Origin of the sequence: Zymobacter palmae, assembly GCF_003610015.1 — a bacterium.
In the GTDB taxonomy this organism is placed as follows: Bacteria; Pseudomonadota; Gammaproteobacteria; order Pseudomonadales; family Halomonadaceae; genus Zymobacter; species Zymobacter palmae.
Genome location: NZ_AP018933.1, coordinates 2,886,771 through 2,901,679, shown reverse-complemented (window position 1 = coordinate 2,901,679; position 14,909 = coordinate 2,886,771). Strand labels below are relative to the sequence as shown.

The 14,909-nt window shown below is 54.4% G+C and carries 20 protein-coding genes, 3 tRNA genes and 1 pseudogene; 10 read left to right on the top strand and 14 right to left on the bottom strand.

The window, feature by feature from the left end:
• Positions 1 to 212: 212 nt before the first annotated feature.
• From ZBT109_RS12910 to ZBT109_RS12885, 6 genes are all read left to right on the top strand, one after another.
• On the top strand, positions 213 to 2,477 hold the full coding sequence (locus ZBT109_RS12910; protein ID WP_027705058.1) for an AsmA family protein: 2,265 nt from the start codon (positions 213 to 215) through the stop codon (positions 2,475 to 2,477).
• Between the two features lie 75 nt (positions 2,478 to 2,552).
• Positions 2,553 to 3,662, top strand: coding sequence for an A/G-specific adenine glycosylase (gene mutY, locus ZBT109_RS12905; protein WP_051523776.1), 1,110 nt, complete (start codon positions 2,553 to 2,555; stop codon positions 3,660 to 3,662).
• Between the two features lie 87 nt (positions 3,663 to 3,749).
• Positions 3,750 to 4,028 (top strand): oxidative damage protection protein, encoded by a 279-nt coding sequence (locus ZBT109_RS12900; protein ID WP_027705057.1) that lies wholly within the window; start codon positions 3,750 to 3,752, stop codon positions 4,026 to 4,028.
• A 140-nt stretch (positions 4,029 to 4,168) separates the two neighbouring features.
• Positions 4,169 to 4,244, top strand: a tRNA-Phe gene (locus ZBT109_RS12895).
• A gap of 16 nt (positions 4,245 to 4,260) precedes the next feature.
• A tRNA-Gln gene (locus ZBT109_RS12890) sits at positions 4,261 to 4,335 on the top strand.
• A 21-nt stretch (positions 4,336 to 4,356) separates the two neighbouring features.
• Positions 4,357 to 4,432: transfer RNA gene (locus tag ZBT109_RS12885), tRNA-Thr, on the top strand.
• A 100-nt stretch (positions 4,433 to 4,532) separates the two neighbouring features.
• On the opposite strand, the gene ZBT109_RS14040 is transcribed toward ZBT109_RS12885, so the two are convergent.
• From ZBT109_RS14040 to ZBT109_RS14240, 13 genes and pseudogenes are all read right to left on the bottom strand, one after another.
• Positions 4,533 to 5,702 (bottom strand): site-specific integrase, encoded by a 1,170-nt coding sequence (locus ZBT109_RS14040; protein WP_027705056.1) that lies wholly within the window; start codon positions 5,700 to 5,702, stop codon positions 4,533 to 4,535.
• A gap of 104 nt (positions 5,703 to 5,806) precedes the next feature.
• Positions 5,807 to 5,908, bottom strand: a pseudogene (locus ZBT109_RS14245) (DUF4224 domain-containing protein); the annotation flags it as partial.
• Positions 5,905 to 6,177: a hypothetical protein gene (locus ZBT109_RS12870; RefSeq protein WP_038278078.1), complete on the bottom strand. Its 273-nt coding sequence runs from the start codon at positions 6,175 to 6,177 to the stop codon at positions 5,905 to 5,907. The pseudogene ZBT109_RS14245 and the gene ZBT109_RS12870, both read right to left, overlap by 4 nt.
• The gene (locus tag ZBT109_RS12865) at positions 6,161 to 6,394 is read right to left on the bottom strand and encodes a TraR/DksA family transcriptional regulator (protein WP_027705054.1); all 234 of its coding nucleotides are present in this window, start codon (positions 6,392 to 6,394) and stop codon (positions 6,161 to 6,163) included. Before ZBT109_RS12865 ends, ZBT109_RS12870 begins: the two co-directional genes overlap by 17 nt.
• 17 nt (positions 6,395 to 6,411) lie before the next feature.
• Positions 6,412 to 8,631, bottom strand: coding sequence for a replication endonuclease (locus tag ZBT109_RS12860; protein ID WP_051523775.1), 2,220 nt, complete (start codon positions 8,629 to 8,631; stop codon positions 6,412 to 6,414).
• Positions 8,628 to 9,065 (bottom strand): hypothetical protein, encoded by a 438-nt coding sequence (locus ZBT109_RS12855; protein WP_027705053.1) that lies wholly within the window; start codon positions 9,063 to 9,065, stop codon positions 8,628 to 8,630. Before ZBT109_RS12855 ends, ZBT109_RS12860 begins: the two co-directional genes overlap by 4 nt.
• Entirely contained in the window at positions 9,065 to 9,358 is a 294-nt protein-coding gene (locus ZBT109_RS12850) for a hypothetical protein (RefSeq protein ID WP_027705052.1), read from the bottom strand. The genes ZBT109_RS12855 and ZBT109_RS12850 overlap by 1 nt, the downstream gene beginning before the upstream one ends.
• 85 nt (positions 9,359 to 9,443) lie before the next feature.
• Complete coding sequence (locus ZBT109_RS12845; protein ID WP_145984534.1) at positions 9,444 to 9,791, bottom strand: hypothetical protein; 348 nt, start codon at positions 9,789 to 9,791, stop codon at positions 9,444 to 9,446.
• Between the two features lie 79 nt (positions 9,792 to 9,870).
• Positions 9,871 to 10,263, bottom strand: a complete 393-nt coding sequence (locus ZBT109_RS12840; RefSeq protein WP_027705050.1) for a hypothetical protein — start codon at positions 10,261 to 10,263, stop codon at positions 9,871 to 9,873.
• An 89-nt stretch (positions 10,264 to 10,352) separates the two neighbouring features.
• Positions 10,353 to 10,661 carry an ogr/Delta-like zinc finger family protein gene (locus ZBT109_RS12835; RefSeq protein WP_051523774.1) on the bottom strand — a complete coding sequence of 103 codons (309 nt, stop codon included), beginning with the start codon at positions 10,659 to 10,661 and terminating at the stop codon, positions 10,353 to 10,355.
• 2 nt (positions 10,662 to 10,663) lie between these two features.
• The gene (locus ZBT109_RS12830; protein ID WP_027705049.1) at positions 10,664 to 10,852 is read right to left on the bottom strand and encodes a hypothetical protein; all 189 of its coding nucleotides are present in this window, start codon (positions 10,850 to 10,852) and stop codon (positions 10,664 to 10,666) included.
• Positions 10,853 to 10,913: 61 nt separating this feature from the next.
• Complete coding sequence (locus ZBT109_RS12825; RefSeq protein ID WP_038278072.1) at positions 10,914 to 11,111, bottom strand: hypothetical protein; 198 nt, start codon at positions 11,109 to 11,111, stop codon at positions 10,914 to 10,916.
• A gap of 15 nt (positions 11,112 to 11,126) precedes the next feature.
• Entirely contained in the window at positions 11,127 to 11,345 is a 219-nt protein-coding gene (locus ZBT109_RS14240; RefSeq protein WP_084261783.1) for a helix-turn-helix domain-containing protein, read from the bottom strand.
• A gap of 80 nt (positions 11,346 to 11,425) precedes the next feature.
• Between ZBT109_RS14240 and ZBT109_RS12815 the strand changes: the two genes are divergently transcribed.
• Together ZBT109_RS12815 and ZBT109_RS12810 are read left to right on the top strand one after the other, a co-directional pair.
• Positions 11,426 to 12,070, top strand: coding sequence for an XRE family transcriptional regulator (locus tag ZBT109_RS12815; protein WP_027705048.1), 645 nt, complete (start codon positions 11,426 to 11,428; stop codon positions 12,068 to 12,070).
• 94 nt (positions 12,071 to 12,164) lie between these two features.
• Positions 12,165 to 12,524, top strand: a complete 360-nt coding sequence (locus tag ZBT109_RS12810) for a S24 family peptidase (protein WP_027705047.1) — start codon at positions 12,165 to 12,167, stop codon at positions 12,522 to 12,524.
• A gap of 47 nt (positions 12,525 to 12,571) precedes the next feature.
• Here the strand turns inward: ZBT109_RS12810 and ZBT109_RS12805 are convergent, their stop codons facing one another.
• Positions 12,572 to 13,234 (bottom strand): OB-fold protein, encoded by a 663-nt coding sequence (locus ZBT109_RS12805; protein ID WP_027705046.1) that lies wholly within the window; start codon positions 13,232 to 13,234, stop codon positions 12,572 to 12,574.
• A gap of 648 nt (positions 13,235 to 13,882) precedes the next feature.
• On the opposite strand from ZBT109_RS12805, the gene ZBT109_RS12800 reads away from it, so the two are divergent.
• Entirely contained in the window at positions 13,883 to 14,383 is a 501-nt protein-coding gene (locus tag ZBT109_RS12800) for a type VI secretion system amidase effector protein Tae4 (RefSeq protein ID WP_027705045.1), read from the top strand.
• The gene (locus ZBT109_RS12795; RefSeq protein ID WP_027705044.1) at positions 14,380 to 14,814 is read left to right on the top strand and encodes a type VI secretion system amidase immunity protein Tai4; all 435 of its coding nucleotides are present in this window, start codon (positions 14,380 to 14,382) and stop codon (positions 14,812 to 14,814) included. The genes ZBT109_RS12800 and ZBT109_RS12795 overlap by 4 nt, the downstream gene beginning before the upstream one ends.
• Positions 14,815 to 14,909 lie beyond the last annotated feature (95 nt).

Here is a 14,909-nt window from a genome sequence, read left to right as displayed (position 1 = left end):
GTATTGGAGTTGTATGCGTTGGCAGAGGACAATGGATAGCCTCTGCGTCACCGAATGACAGGTTCATTCCGATTATAAGGAAGGGGACAGCGTTTGCCATACGGATGGTCGAAACTGCAGATTTTCTGCGTGTCTTCAAGATTCAGAACGTTTCGTGTCGATGCTACCATGTACCTGAAGTACGATGGTGTACGTCGTGCCGAGGGGACTTCATGAAAGTAGTGTGCAGAGGGATACTGCTCGTTATCGCGCTGGCGGTCGTCATGGTAGTGGCGGCGGTCATCTATGCGCTGGCTTTTTTCGACCCCAATGATCTCAAACCGCGAATCGTCGATGCGGTGCGTGAGAAGACGGGATTGACGCTGGTCATGGACGGCAATATCAGCTGGCGTTTCTATCCGCATATCGGTTTTTCCATCGACTCGGTCAAGGCGTATGCCCCCGATCAGTTGATCATGAATGGCCCGCAGGCCAGCATTCGGCACGCCGACATCTCGCTGAGCATGTCGCGTTTGCTAATGGGTGATGTGATCGTGGATGGCCTTAACGCGCAGGGCGTTCGCGTCAATCTGTTGTGCGATGAACGCCGTCAGCAGTCATGCCTGACCTGGCTCAGCGGCTTCAAGGACGTGCTGGCAACCAGCATGCCCGTGCCTCCTCGTCCTTTCCTTGTCGAAGCGCCGCACCGCATGGGCGACGGCGCTGCTGCTTTCCCACAGCGCGCCGAAGGCGGCAATGAGATGGGGATGCGTGGTATGCCGCCGCCGCGGGAAATGAACGAACAGAATGCTCGCCCATCTTCATGGCCAAGGCTGATCTTCGATTTGCATCGCATCAAGATCGAAGATGGTGAAGTGCACTACCAGGGGCGTGAGGATGGGTTGGTCCAGCGACTCGATATCAACCAGATGACGTTGGTAGGTACCCAGGTTGCGCTGGGGCGCCACTTCCCCATTTCTGTGACGTTTGATGTGGCCAGTGGCACGCGCCTGCCGCCGGCCACCGTGACGGCGCAGGCCGAGGTATGCTCCAACGTATTGATGGGGCGACATGAGATCGAACACCTGCGGTTGGCTGCGCTGTCGGGCAATAAGCGCTATAGCCTGTCGATGGGGCAGCTAGCGGCGGATACCGATCATCAGGAGTACCGCATCCGCGACGTGCGCATCGACGGTATGTTGCGCAGTCTCTTTAACGATGACAGCGAATCGCCTTTCTCACTGGCGTTCGATGGCCGCTACGACGGTCTGACGGATAAGGCTCAGATCGAAAACATTGATTTTGGTCATCAGGGCGTTGATGTTCAGGGCAGTGTGGAAGGCCTGACGCTGCTGAGCAGCCCGCGCTGGAAAGGTACGCTAGCGCTGGCGACCAACAACCTGCGTCAGTGGTTGTCTGCGAATGCCGTCACGGGACTGCCCGAGGACACGCGCGCGTTCCGTCAGCTGACAGCGGATATCGACTTCAACGTTGACGATCGTCACTTGGCCGTCGACAGCATCAAGGGGCGTTTGGATGGACAGCCGCTTAATGCCAGCGTGCAGTGGGACTATGGCGATGCTCCCGCCTTCGAGCTGGAGATGCCGTCGCTGTCACTGGATCGCTATCTGCCGCCAGAAAGCGGGCTGTGGTCGCTGGTTGGAGGCAACGGTGTGCGTGACATGGTCGCGCCCGCCTGGGTCAACTGGCTGCGTCAGCATCGCAGTTTGATGTTCAAGGCGCGGGCCGATATCGACGAGCTGATGTGGAACGATCGCACGCTGCATAATTTGTCTCTGGCGCTGTCGACGCAGGATGGCCGTTGGCAGCTGTCGCGTCTTGCAGCAATGGTCGGCGATGGACAGGTTATGGCGACCGGTGGGGCACAAGTCGATCAGGCACCGGGCCGACTGTACTTCAACGCAAGTTTCAAGGATGTGCCTCTGTACGCCGAGCGGGTGGCCGATGTTGACAAGCCTGATCCTACACTGAGCGGTCGCATGGAGCTGGCGGCACAGCTCAACGATCCGTGGGGCACGCTGTCAGGGCCGGTATCGCTGGCGCTGCGCAATGATGATCAAAGTGGGGCATGGCTCAGCCATACGGTATGCCGCGCTGTGGCGCAGGCCAGCAATATCCCGACCGGCGAGGTGGTGCCTGCGCTCATGGAAGCCGCCAATGGGCGCTTCACACTGCGAGATGGCATCCTGTATAGCGATGACCTGCGCGGACGCCTGTCGGGCAACAGTGTCGAGGGTGAGGGTATCTTCGATCTGGCGCGACATCGTTTCGATTACCATGTGCTGGTGCGATCGACGACGACGGCACTGGCGGGATGTACGCTGCCGCGCGAGATGAGCAGCAACGGTGTACCGCTACGCTGCTCGGGCACACTGGCCGACATGGCGGACAGCTGGTGCGGGTTGGATGATGAACGCAGTAGCGGTATCCTGAGAAATTCACTGCGTCATAATGACCGGTGGTCGACTTCTCCCTGAGGGCCGTAGCGCCCTCAGGTACGCACGCCAGCCATGTTCGTGCCGAACATGCGTAACAGACGAGTGACTCGCCGTATGGCCCGTCAGACTGATGGCCCGATAGCCCCGCTTCCTTCGCTTTATCCTGCCGCTGCCTTTCAGCAGCGCGTACTCGCTTGGTTTGATGAACACGGTCGCAAGCATCTACCGTGGCAGCAGAATCAGACGCCCTATCGTGTCTGGGTGTCCGAGATCATGCTGCAGCAGACGCAGGTAGCGACCGTCATCGACTATTTCGACCGCTTCATGGCGCGCTTTCCCACAGTAGAAGCCTTGGCGGCTGCGCCGCTGGATGATGTGCTGCACTTGTGGACGGGATTGGGGTACTACGCCCGAGCCCGCAACCTTCATAAGGCGGCTATCGTGGTGGTCGAGCAGTATGGCGGCCGGTTCCCGACTGATAGTGTCGATGAGATGGCCTCGTTGCCAGGTATCGGGCGTTCGACAGCGGGGGCTGTGATCAGTCTGGCGACGGGGCAGCGCGCGCCTATTCTGGACGGCAACGTTAAGCGCGTACTGACTCGGCTTCATGCCGTGGAAGGCTGGCCCGGGCGCCCAGCGGTCGAGCGCACTCTGTGGGATATTGCCGAGCACTACACGCCCACCGAGCGCGCCGGTGACTACACGCAGGTGATGATGGATCTGGGAGCCACGCTGTGTACCCGCAAGGCGCCTGCTTGTCTGCTGTGTCCCGTGCAGAACTGGTGTGAAGCGCACCGTATGGGGCGTGAAACTGATTTCCCTTCTTCAAAGCCCAAGAAAGCGGCGCCGACACGGTACGCTCACGCGCTGATGCTGGTGAATCGCGCTGGGCACGTGATGCTGGAGCAGCGCCCAGCAGAAGGCATCTGGGGTGGACTGTGGAGTTTTCCGCAGTGCGACGGTGCCGCGGAGGTCAAAGACTGGTGTGAAAGGTGGGGCATTGGAGACAGCATTGAATACTGGACACCGTTTACACATATCTTCAGCCATTTCCGGCTAGAGATGACACCAGTGCTTATAGAGTGCTCTCACGCACTGCCCGCCGAGGCCTTCTCTCGCCCCACGTGCTGGCGTTCGCCGGCCACGCTTGACGGCATCGGGCTGGCGGCCCCCGTCAAGACGCTGCTGGGCCAGCTGGCCGCGCATCTGGATGCCGCGGGCTGATACCTTCTATCTTTCCTATAAGGGCTGCTCGCGCATATAGCGAGGGTGGCTCATCCTTCTTTTGTTCATTCAACAGGAATTGACGCCATGACGCGCACTGTATTCTGCCGCAAGTATCAACAGGAACTGCCCGGTCTGGTAACGCCACCGTTGCCCGGTGCTCGTGGTCAGGAAATTTTTGATACCGTTTCTCAGCAGGCCTGGCAGGAATGGCAGCAGCTTCAGACCCGCCTGATCAATGAAAAGCACCTGAGCCTGATCAAAGCCGAGAACCGTCGCTATCTGCTTGAACAGATGGAGGCTTTCTTCGACAACAAGCCAACGGATCTGGCTGAAGGCTACGTCCCGACTGACGCTGCGCAATAATGGCGTGCGGTGGTAGACCGCATGTGGCCGTTACAAAAGAGCTGTTGCATCAGGGGCTCGTAGGTATATTCTGTTTTTTTCATCAACTTGCTTGACGCCGAGTCCGTTTTTCGGTTTAATGCACGGCGTTGGCTGGCAAGGGCCAGATAGCTCAGTTGGTAGAGCAGGGGATTGAAAATCCCCGTGTCGGCGGTTCGATTCCGTCTCTGGCCACCACCCCAACCTCAATTGCTGGGGTATCGCCAAGTGGTAAGGCACCGGTTTTTGGTATCGGCATTCCCAGGTTCGAATCCTGGTACCCCAGCCATATCACCGTCGTGATATATTTGCCGGCATAGCTCAGTTGGTAGAGCAACTGACTTGTAATCAGTAGGTCCCGAGTTCGACTCTTGGTGCCGGCACCATATTTAAGTCCTTGATTTATCAGGGATTTCAGAACCGCCCCACGGGGCGGTTTCTTCGTTTTAGCACCTTCTACATAACTATTTTCCGTAATATTCCCCGTCATTTTGCAGCTCCAGGCGTAGCCACGACGGGCACGCTTAGGTCGTACACATCCATCATCCCGCTCGACCGATGTCCCGATGCTTCCTGCTTTTCATGACGTGTTCCCAGCGTGTCAGTAATGCCTTTTCGCTTTAGGTCGTGCAGACCGAAACGTTCAGATGAGTCGAGCACTCCATCCTCAATCATTCGCTTCATGAAGCGCTGCCACGCGGTGTCCAGTCCGCTTTTTTTCAACGCTTCTCCATCTCTGGCAACGATCAGGGCACGGTTTTCTGCCAGCCTTGGCAAGTTACGCCCAGCGTCTGACCATATGCGCGCACGGCGTTGCTGGGCCGCTACCCACACGGCCCGCAAGCGCGGCGTCCAGCGGACAATGTTGTCCCGCGAGCCTTTGCGGCGGTTGGTCATAATTCCTTCTGCGAGGCCGTGTGCATCCGTCAGAGTGATGACCTCAATGCCACGTAGGCGGCACAAATAGGCCAGCTCCATCACAATCCACAGATACTCTGGACATGATCCCGCATTACCTCGCTTTGGCTGGTCGCTACCCTTTAATCTTGCATGCGCTATGACTCTCTCCATCACCTCTGTGGAGGGCAGTCTCCTTTGCTTGCGCTCAAGGGCTGCCTCGACTCCCACTGCAGGGTTGCTTTTGCAATGCCCTCGGTTCATTCCCCATCGGAACAGTCGTCGCAGATACCGCAGCACGCTGTTTGCTTTCGTCGGGGTACCTTCATCGGCAATTTTGTCGACAACACGCTGAATCAGTGGCTGTGAGAAACGCTCTGTCGACAAGTCGCCTAAGACCATCCCTGTTTGCGTTGGCATTTCCAGTACGATCCCCCTGCAGTACTCGTACCCCTCGCGTGTTTTCGGCATGAGCGAACAGAATTTCGCCGACATATGAAATTGGTCACACAGGTATCGAAGCGTATAGCGGTCAATCCCTGCGCGTAGTTCCATGATGCGGTGCAGCTCGGACAAGGTTGCGGTTCGGTCGGCAATGGTTTGCGATTTCTGCACTCCCGCTTCATTGCGGTAGACCACGTACCATCGCCCGCGACCACGGGCATCAAAGTAGACGCCCGTCGGCAATTTCCGTTGGTCAATGTGCTTCGGAATGCTCGGATTATGTTTGCGCGGCTTGCCGCGTGTGCCGGTCTTCATAGGATGGTCGGGCTGTATGCTTCATTGTTGGCAGCGGCGTGCATGCCGCCCGCACTGTTGATTAGATCAAGGGTCGTCCACGGGCCATTTTTTCCCATGAACACCCTAATCCCTTGGCTGCGGAGTGTTCGCGATATGTCTGCAGGACGGCTATAGCCCGTGATTACTCTCAGTTCGTCACATGTCACGATGCTGCTGTTTTTCATGCTTCCCCCTGTTTCTTCTTCCAAAAATCAAACCTTGAACGGATGCCCGTTAACACCCTGACGGCGCTGGGATTGCCGTCGATGTCTTTTCTACTGGCCACCTCGCAGGCTTTGCGGATCCAGTCGGCGGCATCGGTTTCGGTATGGGTACCATCAGGCACATCCTGTCCGAACTTGGCCCGTGCACGCTGATCGAGATAGAGCCTAAAGGCCGGATCGGCACATAGGATGCCCGCGACATTGGCCCAGCGCTTACCCCTTGCGACCATGCTGGCCTCGGCGTTCAACGATGGTTTGGCAGTCGATGCAGCGAGTGGCGTAGGGCAGGGCGGCGCGGCGGCTAGCCGGTATCGCTTCGCCGCAGTCCATGCACTCGGCTGTTCCTACGGTCATCGTCTGATGCTGCTGGGCGGCCATATGGTGAGTGATCGCCTGTGCGGTCATGCGCTCGGCGTGCGCCTGTGCCGCGTCTATGTTGTCAGCCATTTTTCTGCCTTATGCATTCAGTGAGGAAGCGCTGGCTTCCATGTTTTCTTGAGTAGGTTTTTAGGGTTTGCCGTATAGAAAACAGGCTCATGCGTCATAGGATGGCGTGGCATCCATGCGCCATTTGCGGGATCCGGCATAGGGTCATTGCGTCGGCAGGCCATGATGCGTATCAGACGTATCATTTCTTGCTCATCCTCTGCCTCTGCCTGCATTTCCGCTGATGCCGCCCATCGGCGGTACCGTTTTTCGGTGGCCACGCGCTCGGATTCAGGCTTGGGTTGCGGTGCTAGGATCGTGTTCATCCTGATTTTTCGGTTCAGGTAGTCGGTGACCGTCGAAATTTGCTTATCCGGCGGCAGCGACGGGAATGTGTGGTCGGTTTCGAGTAGACGAGCGTGCGTGCTCAGGAATTCGTCGACCGCTGGCGGCCCTACGTATTCGCCTTTGCCGAGGGGGGTACAGTTATTCACACGAGTCCAAGGCGACGCTGTCGCGTCGCTGTCTTCAAACCCTCGGCGCTTCGAGGCTGGGCGCACTGTCCACTTGTAGAAGCGCGTCATGTACTGGCTACCTTTCACCAGCACCCCATAGCGCACTTCGCACGTCTCGCCGTAACCGTTGTGGGCGATGTAGTCCGGTGAACGCTCATCAAGGCGCACCTCGACCCACGGGCGGACGGGCTGATCTTTAAGCGGTGTGCAAGGCCCACCCATCAGGCTGATGTAGCGATCCCACTCGCTGTTATCACAGGCGTCACGCATCGCGGCCATCAGTTCGATAACCGAGCTGGCGTAACCAAAGGTCTCTTCCCATTCGCGCAGCAGGGTCTGCTTGTCGCTGGTGATACGGCGCATTTCACGCCATACAGTGACCGACGGCAGGCCGACGAACTGAAACTGACGAATGCCCCAGACCCCTGCCCATGCTTCGATGCGCGGGGCACTGCTTTCCAGCGGCTTGCCATACTGATCGAACTCGGCAAACTGCTGGCCATTGATGTTCTTGCTGATGTATTTGGCGATATAGCTGATGGCACCGCCCTTGTGCGGGTTCATCACTTCATGATCGAAGCGGTAACGCTGTGCGCCATGTTCGTCGCCATCTTCAGCCAGCGCATAGCGGCGCATGATGCTTGTGACCAGCTCCCTTTCTTCGGGCTTCATCCACAGCAGCAAGTGCCAATGCGGGGTGCCGTCGTGATGCGGCTCAGCCACGCGCACTCCGTAAACCTGAATTTTCTTGGCCTTAAAGCGGGCACGAATGCGTGCCCACAGCTGGGTCAGATAGTCTTGCGCATCGCGCGGGGTAGCCCCGTTGTATTTAGGGTTGCGCTTGCAGGTGCCGGAATGCACGGGGTGAAACTTAGAGGGGCAGGTGATGGTGTAGAAAATGCCCACATCGCCGGCGCGCAGTGCTTCCTTCTCGGTGTCACGGATACGCAGCATCAGTTCGGCGCGACGGATATCGGGGTTGGCCACCGAGCGATCGGACAGCTCGGCCAATGTCATGCACTGGTCGTGCTGGTTGACCGCTTCTTGCGACATCAGCATGTCGCGGTTACGGCGGTGCTGCTTGCTGCGGCGCTTCACGTTGAGATCAGAACAGTAGATACCGGCGCGCTTATGCACGCGGCCCACTTCACGCATGAACTGTTCTAAGCGACGTGCAGAAAGCACACGCAGCTTGCGACGCCACCACTTGGCACTGCTCATACGCAGCACGCGCCCCTTGAGTGAGAAGAAGCTTTCAGCGGGCGGGTCTATTTCATGGGCACGACAGCACAGCTCACCCACTTGGATGGCTGTCCACATGCCGCCACGTTCTTCGACAGCACTTGCGCGCGCCATGAACCGGTAGGCTTCTGCACGACTAGCCACTGGCCATACCAGCAGGCGATCGACCGGACGGAAGACGTACACGCGGAACTTGTCGTTCGTATACGCGCGCGCTGTAGCCCTCTCGATGGCCAGCGCCTGCGCCTTGGCATAGTCGACCAGCGCCTCATCATCATGCGTGACGTTCCACGGCCCAGCCTTGAGCGATTCCGCGATAGCGCGCAGCCAGCGGTTGCCTGCTGCGTTGCCCTCGATACGGGCAACACTGACAAAGCCTGCGGCCAGATCTTCCGCGACCGAAGGAAAGAGGTCGAAGAACTGCTGACGCCACACAGGACAATCGCGTGCGCCGTAGCTCTGGCTTAGCTGGATAGCGCTGACGCGGGGCTTCTTGCTCATGATGCGGTCTCGATCAGGCTGATGAAGTGACGGGCAGCGGTCATATCCCCTTTGTCGAGCGCAGTACGGGCCAATGCGGCCAGCTCGACGGGACGGGATGCCGAATGCTTGTGGCAGCGGTCTTTCAAACCGCTGGCAAAAGCACTCATGCGATGAATGGCATGGCGAATAGCGACACGATCCTCGACAGACATTTGTCGCAAAGGCGTAGTGAGCAACTCAGCGCGGTGATTGCTGCTGTCGTCTGGTTTTTTACTGCCACTGTCCGGCTTGATGATCGTGGCGGAGAGCAGGACGGCCTTGCGCTCGCTGCGCTTCATGCCGTCCCACACCTCTGCCAGATCCAAGTCGGCATGACGTGCCTGCAGCTCATCGCGCAGGGCTAAAAACCCTGCGCGTGCATGATTGATCTCACGCGATGCCGCTTTCGTCATTACCGCGGATCTCCTGCGAGACGAATGTATTCGGGATGATTAACGGTGATTTCTTCACCGCTACCGACAATATTGATGATGGCGGCAGGCGTATGTGCAGCCGTGATATGACCGCACCCCACGCGGTTTTTGACGACAACAGCAGGGCCGCTCCAGCGCGCGCCGTCGAGAAACTCAACCAGCGCACCGACGGGATAGAGCTGCTCAAAGACGCGCTGCTCCTGCGCGGCATACGACGCCCGCGTACGACGAAAAGCTTCCATTGATGCTTGTAGTTCTGCTGCGCTGTTCATTTCGTTGCCCCCATCATGAATGCGATTGTTCCTACCGTGACGATGACGCCACCTGTCATGCCTAGCACCATTCCTGCAAAGAAGATCATCTCAGCACCGCCTCCATCACTGGCATAGCGACCCCCCAGACCCCCAGCGCTACCCATGCCCAGAATGCCATTCGGCGATCCTTGCGGCCGCCCTCATGGATCTCTGCCGAGATAAGCCCAAGCCGTTGATCTAGGCTGCGGCTCAATTCCCGCAGGCTTCTTGCCAGCCCCGCATCGTGCGCCATCGCTATTTCGATAACGTTGCGCGCCCTGACAAGCGCATCCCGATCCGCATTTAACGCTTGCTCGATGCGCTCTACGCTTCCTTCCAAACGCTCAACCTGTTGCCCTAGGCGCTTAACGTGAAGCTTGATAGAACGCCCTGTGTGTCGTTGTCTTTTCATCTGCCTTACACTCTCCATCCGAATAACACGGTCGCTGTCAGCCCGATCAGCGTGCCCCATACCACCCATTCCCAGCGCTTCATATCGCGACGTGTTTTACGCTGATGCCGTTCTGTGCCTTCCACATGCCAACGATGTCATCGACGGTCAGGGCAAGCAGTTCGCTGCAGCCGTCCATGCGCACCATCACCATGCTGGAGGTGCTGGCATCGACATCGATGCGGTTGCGGCTGTTGAACGCGGCTAGATGGGCAAAGGCTTGTGATGCCGCGATGGCCGCTTCTTCGCGAGATGCTCCTGACACTTCGAGATGGCCGACGCAGCGTGCCAGCAGCGCTTGGCGACCAATGCGACGGCTCTGCTTGATCAGGTAGTCGCAGGCGACTTCAAACAGGTTGACGCCGGAGGCCATCAGGTTGGCGGGCATCGAAAAGCGCTGTACCTGTGTTGCGTTAAGTGCGGTCGTATTCATCAAAAATGCTCCTTCTGGGCTTATCGAAAGCGCAGAAATCCCCTACCCATTGAACGGGCATAAAAAGCGCTTTCGGGGAACGTTAGGGGTTAGCTGTGATTAGCGTCGTTAGCAGACTGGAACATGTCGATCTGATGCTCCTGTTCATATTGCTTGGCCATTCGCTTTTGCAGGAATGGCGTCGGTTCGAGGTGAACGTCTGGGTTAGGCATGTCACTGGGCGCGACCGTGGATGCAATCTCAAACCAGAACTGACCACGGAAATTGCATTCATTGTTCATACAGTCGACCAGCCCCTTGCGCAGCGTCGGCATGACTTCCTGACTGCTGCGCACCATCATGAACTCACCGCAGTGCGGGCAGTGAAGGCGGGGCTTGTTGAAACGCTTCTTTGACATGCTCACCCTTTGACGATGCGGAGCGTTCTACGACACCCCATAAGTCTCTCATCACCGTGACGAATGGCTCGCCGTAGAAGAAACTCAAGGGCCTGATCAAGACTGGCCAACTGATACCGTACTCGCACTTCTTCGAGGCGTTCTCTCAGAGCCTCATCGACGATAACGTCAGTCGATTTTGTGTTGTTCATGCACACCTCTCTTTTGCACGGTGCCAACACAGTGCGGGAACGGTTCGCAAAATACGGCGAATCATCCGAGAATGTGTTGGCGGCCTTGAGTGTCATACAGACCGAGCAATTCGTCGGCCTCTTTCATTGCTAACTGGCGAACCAGTTGTGCCTTGGGGATGCCATGCAAAGCGGCATGGGCATTTATCACGTTATCTTCCAGCTCGTTCAGGTACACCGTGATTCGTCTTGAGCGTACTTGCCGTGGATCTTGATACATGAAGAGTCTCATTTGTTAGTGTTGATGTTCGGACTGGCGTGATATTGCTGCCTTCATCCCCAAGGCTACAGCGGCACGATGTGCAGCTCCGCTATAACCTTTGTAAGCACCACCAGACAAAACCTTGTACACCGTGTGCAAAGGCAGACCATGCCGCTTTGCAAAATCTGTGATGGTAATTCCTTGGCCCCTTAACCACGCCTTCGCCTGTTCAGGGGTGCGTAAAACGGGCATAGTGTCGTCCCTGTATCTAAAATTATCTAAGCTGTGCGGTGCATATTGGTTCAATATAGTGAACCAGTCAAGAGGTAGGTATGAAAAAAAACACCTTGGGAGAGCGTTTGAAGAGCGAGCGAATGCGATTAGGCCTGAGCCAGACTGCATTAGGTGCCGCTTGTGGGGTAAAGAAAACCACTCAGATCAATTATGAAAAAGACCTCACAAGCCCGTCAGCTGCCTACTTAACTGCAGCCAAAGGACTTGGCGTTGATATCTGGTATGTGATTGAAGGTGAGGTTTGTAAAAAACAACCTGGCTCAAGTGTTGAAAAAGTTACCATGGTTCCTTTATATGACCTGGAAGCCGCAGCAGGCCACGGCAGAATACTTTCTCAAGAAAATATTGCTCGCATGTGTTCAATTGATGAAGAGCTTCTAGGCCAGCACGGCCTTCGTCCTGAACTGTGCGCAATGCTGACCGTAAAGGGAGATTCGATGGAACCGACTCTCCAAGATGGTGACACTATCTTGGTCGATCGCACTCAGACGACGCCTGATGGCATTTTCTTGATTCAAATGGACGACACCTTACGTGTTAAGCGCGTCCAGCGCGCAGCTGGAGGTGCCTATATCCTGATTTCTGACAACACTCGGTACCGTGAAGAACTTATTCCGCCTACAGAGTTGAATACTATTAGCCTGTTGGGTAAGTGCGTGCTTAAAATCAGCTCAGTTTCGTAACAAACTGTACTTAAGTGATAGATCGGCTTACTATTTGCATATAATATACTGTACATATAAACAGTATTTCTATAGTAAAGTACAGGTAAGCAGGATGATCACCGTTAGATACGTGGCACCGCTGAAGCGCACTGAAATGAGGGCAGATCACACTTGCGGTATAGATCCATATGCCATGCTGTCACCACGGCAGGGCAGCTTAGCGTATGTGGTCGAGGTGGAGCGCGACTGGAAAGAAGCAGGAATTCAGGAAGGAGATCAATTAGTAGTAGATGAAAATCTCTATCCTCGTTCAGGGGATATTTGCGTTTTCGCTGGGGATGACTGTCTGTCTATACGCTTTGTGTGTGAGAAAAACGGGGAGCTTTGGCCGGTAGGCAGAGATAAAGAAGAACTGTACAGAATTGCTTTTGGAGGCACTGTTACTCAGCTGGTTCGTTGTTTTAGAGAATGAGTTCAGATTGAAATGCAGCCCTTTGCGGTGAAGGGCTGCAATATATATTAGTTCTGTGGGGCGCACTCTTTCAATATAGGCGCTTTAGCAATATCTCCATCACCTGTACAAACTAATGTAATTTTCATTCCTTTTTTAAGTTTGGCTACATAGTCCTCATAATTATCGTTAAATTTTAGCTGAGGCTCGAGGAATTCATTAACCCCGCCTCTCATAGTTACATACGCAGTTCCAAAAAGATCGGTGCTGATTGCGGATATGACACCTGTGACAATGAACCTCTTATTTTTAAAGGTTCGATCAGCTGACACGGTGTTTTCTTCGTATGCCTTTGCAATCCTCTGAATCGAGTATGATTCTAAGTGCTCTGCTGGCTTAGAATTTGCCGGTTTGGAATCTGCCGGTTTTGTATTTGAAGTCGATGTCGAGATGGCCGGCTGTGGTTCTGAAATATTGCTATCACTTTGAGAAGTTAGTACAGGGATAACCGATACTGCAAGCCAAATGAAGCCCGCTACTCTACTAAAAGTGGAGTACCCCTTGCGAAGCAAAAACCAAACAAAAATCATAGGAAGGAATATGATTCCTATAATCAACCCGATACTTACTTTCCTTGAAGAAGTAGTGTTAGTTGGCTTACCGCACTTGGGGCATGCGGTTGCTTGATTATTCATTTCTGTACCACAAGCACTGCAATAGATCGTAGACATATCAATGACATCTCTTTTTAAGTTCTATATCAAAACGTGCCTTATTTTTGCACGTAAGTGAATGTTACTGTTTTGTCTACGTGGTCGCAATGAGCTAAACCAATGAGAAATCGCCTTAATCTCCAATATGCTTCATTCACACTGCATTGTGGCGGTACCGCCAGCCTCTGATAGACCTCGCCTTACCTCGATGATCCCCACAGCTGCTGGTCGATAAAGCCTTCCAGCCTGATTGGTGATTCTGGTAGCAGTCTGAGCGCTGACGGGCCAGTATCATAATCTAGCGAGCAGTACTCGCACGGCTATATGTGCTGCCTTGGTGGCATGGGTTAAGTGCCAATGATGTAAGCCATTTTCCTGTGCCTTGACTCTATATCGCTACTGTCTTCAGCTTGCTGTGACTTATCTATCTAGGAGCGTCAACAAGGTAGCGGCATACCTACAGGACAGTCACCATGTGTGTGCGTTGCCACCGATTGCACTCATATGCAAACTAGCCTTAATATTAAAATCCATGGTAAGTTGGACTACATGATCACAGTTGCCGCTACTTTCACCAAGATTAAAACGTTTTGATTTTTATCTAGATGGTTTTTTATAAAAAACGCATACTTTTCAGAAGATTATTTTTAATAAAGGTTAACTAAAATGATTAAACCTAGTTTTGCTTCTGCGTGGGCGGCTGCTATAGAAATCTACGATCCATTAGATTCTGCCGAAAGGGTGGCAACCGTTGTGGGGGGATATGTTGAGAAGAATATTCACAACACTGATCCTGCGCTGCGATGGGTAAATACGTGTGCTGTCCGCATGAGCTATATTTTAAACAAGTCGGGGGCACTGGTTCCCAAAATAGCAGGACAAACCGTGTCAGGGGCTGATGGCCGCCAGTACTTTTTCCGCGTTAGTAATCTCATCGCTTACTTGAAGCAGCAATGGGGCCAACCTGAAATCGTAAAATACCCGCAGGCAGGCGGTGGCACACTGGCAGGAAAGAAAGGGGTGATCCTGTTTGAAGTTTCGGGATGGTCTGATGCTCAAGGGCATGCAACGCTGTTCAATGGGAACACATGCTATGACCACTGCTATTTCAATGAGCCAACGGCTAGATATCAAACAAATCAAGCGAACTTCTGGAGCCTAGCGTGAGCAAAATATCATTTGGCATGTTGGCTGCATTTACGCTTATCTTCTGGCCTTCTGTGAGCTATGCCCACAAAGGGCCTGAAGCGGGCAGCCGATCTTATGCCCAGAATTATAAGGACATGGTGTTAACGACCTGCATAGCACAGGCATATGCCGGTGATAAGAATGCGGCTATGGATGCAGGAAGTAGCGTAAGCGCTTTAATAGACTGGACTGAATACGATTTAGAGAAAAGCCCTGATGCAGTAAAGTCACTTGTAGACCGCTATCTCGCACGGGACTATTACAACCCTTTAGTTGAGTCGGATATTAAAGGGATTAAGTTTGATATGTTGAAGTGCTTGGATATGTATCATAGTAAAGAGCTAGATACCCTAACCAAGAAGATGGTTATAAATCCTAACCACACCTATCGGCAAGATAGTAAAAAGTAACGACCATAATAGAAAAGCGCCCCAATTAACGGGGCGTTTTTTATTTGTCATCTATATTTAATTTTATAATGATTATAAATGTATTGTCTTGTCTT

What these genes read in the sequence shown, in the direction of transcription:
- ZBT109_RS12910 (WP_027705058.1), top strand. Translation starts at nt 213, where the DNA reads ATGAAAGTAGTGTGCAGAGGGATACTGCTCGTTATCGCGCTGGCGGTC.
- mutY (WP_051523776.1), top strand. Translation starts at nt 2,553, where the DNA reads ATGGCCCGTCAGACTGATGGCCCGATAGCCCCGCTTCCTTCGCTTTAT.
- ZBT109_RS12900 (WP_027705057.1), top strand. Translation starts at nt 3,750, where the DNA reads ATGACGCGCACTGTATTCTGCCGCAAGTATCAACAGGAACTGCCCGGT.
- ZBT109_RS14040 (WP_027705056.1), bottom strand. Translation starts at nt 5,702, where the DNA reads ATGAAGACCGGCACACGCGGCAAGCCGCGCAAACATAATCCGAGCATT.
- ZBT109_RS12870 (WP_038278078.1), bottom strand. Translation starts at nt 6,177, where the DNA reads ATGGTCGCAAGGGGTAAGCGCTGGGCCAATGTCGCGGGCATCCTATGT.
- ZBT109_RS12865 (WP_027705054.1), bottom strand. Translation starts at nt 6,394, where the DNA reads ATGGCTGACAACATAGACGCGGCACAGGCGCACGCCGAGCGCATGACC.
- ZBT109_RS12860 (WP_051523775.1), bottom strand. Translation starts at nt 8,631, where the DNA reads ATGAGCAAGAAGCCCCGCGTCAGCGCTATCCAGCTAAGCCAGAGCTAC.
- ZBT109_RS12855 (WP_027705053.1), bottom strand. Translation starts at nt 9,065, where the DNA reads ATGACGAAAGCGGCATCGCGTGAGATCAATCATGCACGCGCAGGGTTT.
- ZBT109_RS12850 (WP_027705052.1), bottom strand. Translation starts at nt 9,358, where the DNA reads ATGAACAGCGCAGCAGAACTACAAGCATCAATGGAAGCTTTTCGTCGT.
- ZBT109_RS12845 (WP_145984534.1), bottom strand. Translation starts at nt 9,791, where the DNA reads ATGAAAAGACAACGACACACAGGGCGTTCTATCAAGCTTCACGTTAAG.
- ZBT109_RS12840 (WP_027705050.1), bottom strand. Translation starts at nt 10,263, where the DNA reads ATGAATACGACCGCACTTAACGCAACACAGGTACAGCGCTTTTCGATG.
- ZBT109_RS12835 (WP_051523774.1), bottom strand. Translation starts at nt 10,661, where the DNA reads ATGTCAAAGAAGCGTTTCAACAAGCCCCGCCTTCACTGCCCGCACTGC.
- ZBT109_RS12830 (WP_027705049.1), bottom strand. Translation starts at nt 10,852, where the DNA reads ATGAACAACACAAAATCGACTGACGTTATCGTCGATGAGGCTCTGAGA.
- ZBT109_RS12825 (WP_038278072.1), bottom strand. Translation starts at nt 11,111, where the DNA reads ATGTATCAAGATCCACGGCAAGTACGCTCAAGACGAATCACGGTGTAC.
- ZBT109_RS14240 (WP_084261783.1), bottom strand. Translation starts at nt 11,345, where the DNA reads ATGCCCGTTTTACGCACCCCTGAACAGGCGAAGGCGTGGTTAAGGGGC.
- ZBT109_RS12815 (WP_027705048.1), top strand. Translation starts at nt 11,426, where the DNA reads ATGAAAAAAAACACCTTGGGAGAGCGTTTGAAGAGCGAGCGAATGCGA.
- ZBT109_RS12810 (WP_027705047.1), top strand. Translation starts at nt 12,165, where the DNA reads ATGATCACCGTTAGATACGTGGCACCGCTGAAGCGCACTGAAATGAGG.
- ZBT109_RS12805 (WP_027705046.1), bottom strand. Translation starts at nt 13,234, where the DNA reads ATGTCTACGATCTATTGCAGTGCTTGTGGTACAGAAATGAATAATCAA.
- ZBT109_RS12800 (WP_027705045.1), top strand. Translation starts at nt 13,883, where the DNA reads ATGATTAAACCTAGTTTTGCTTCTGCGTGGGCGGCTGCTATAGAAATC.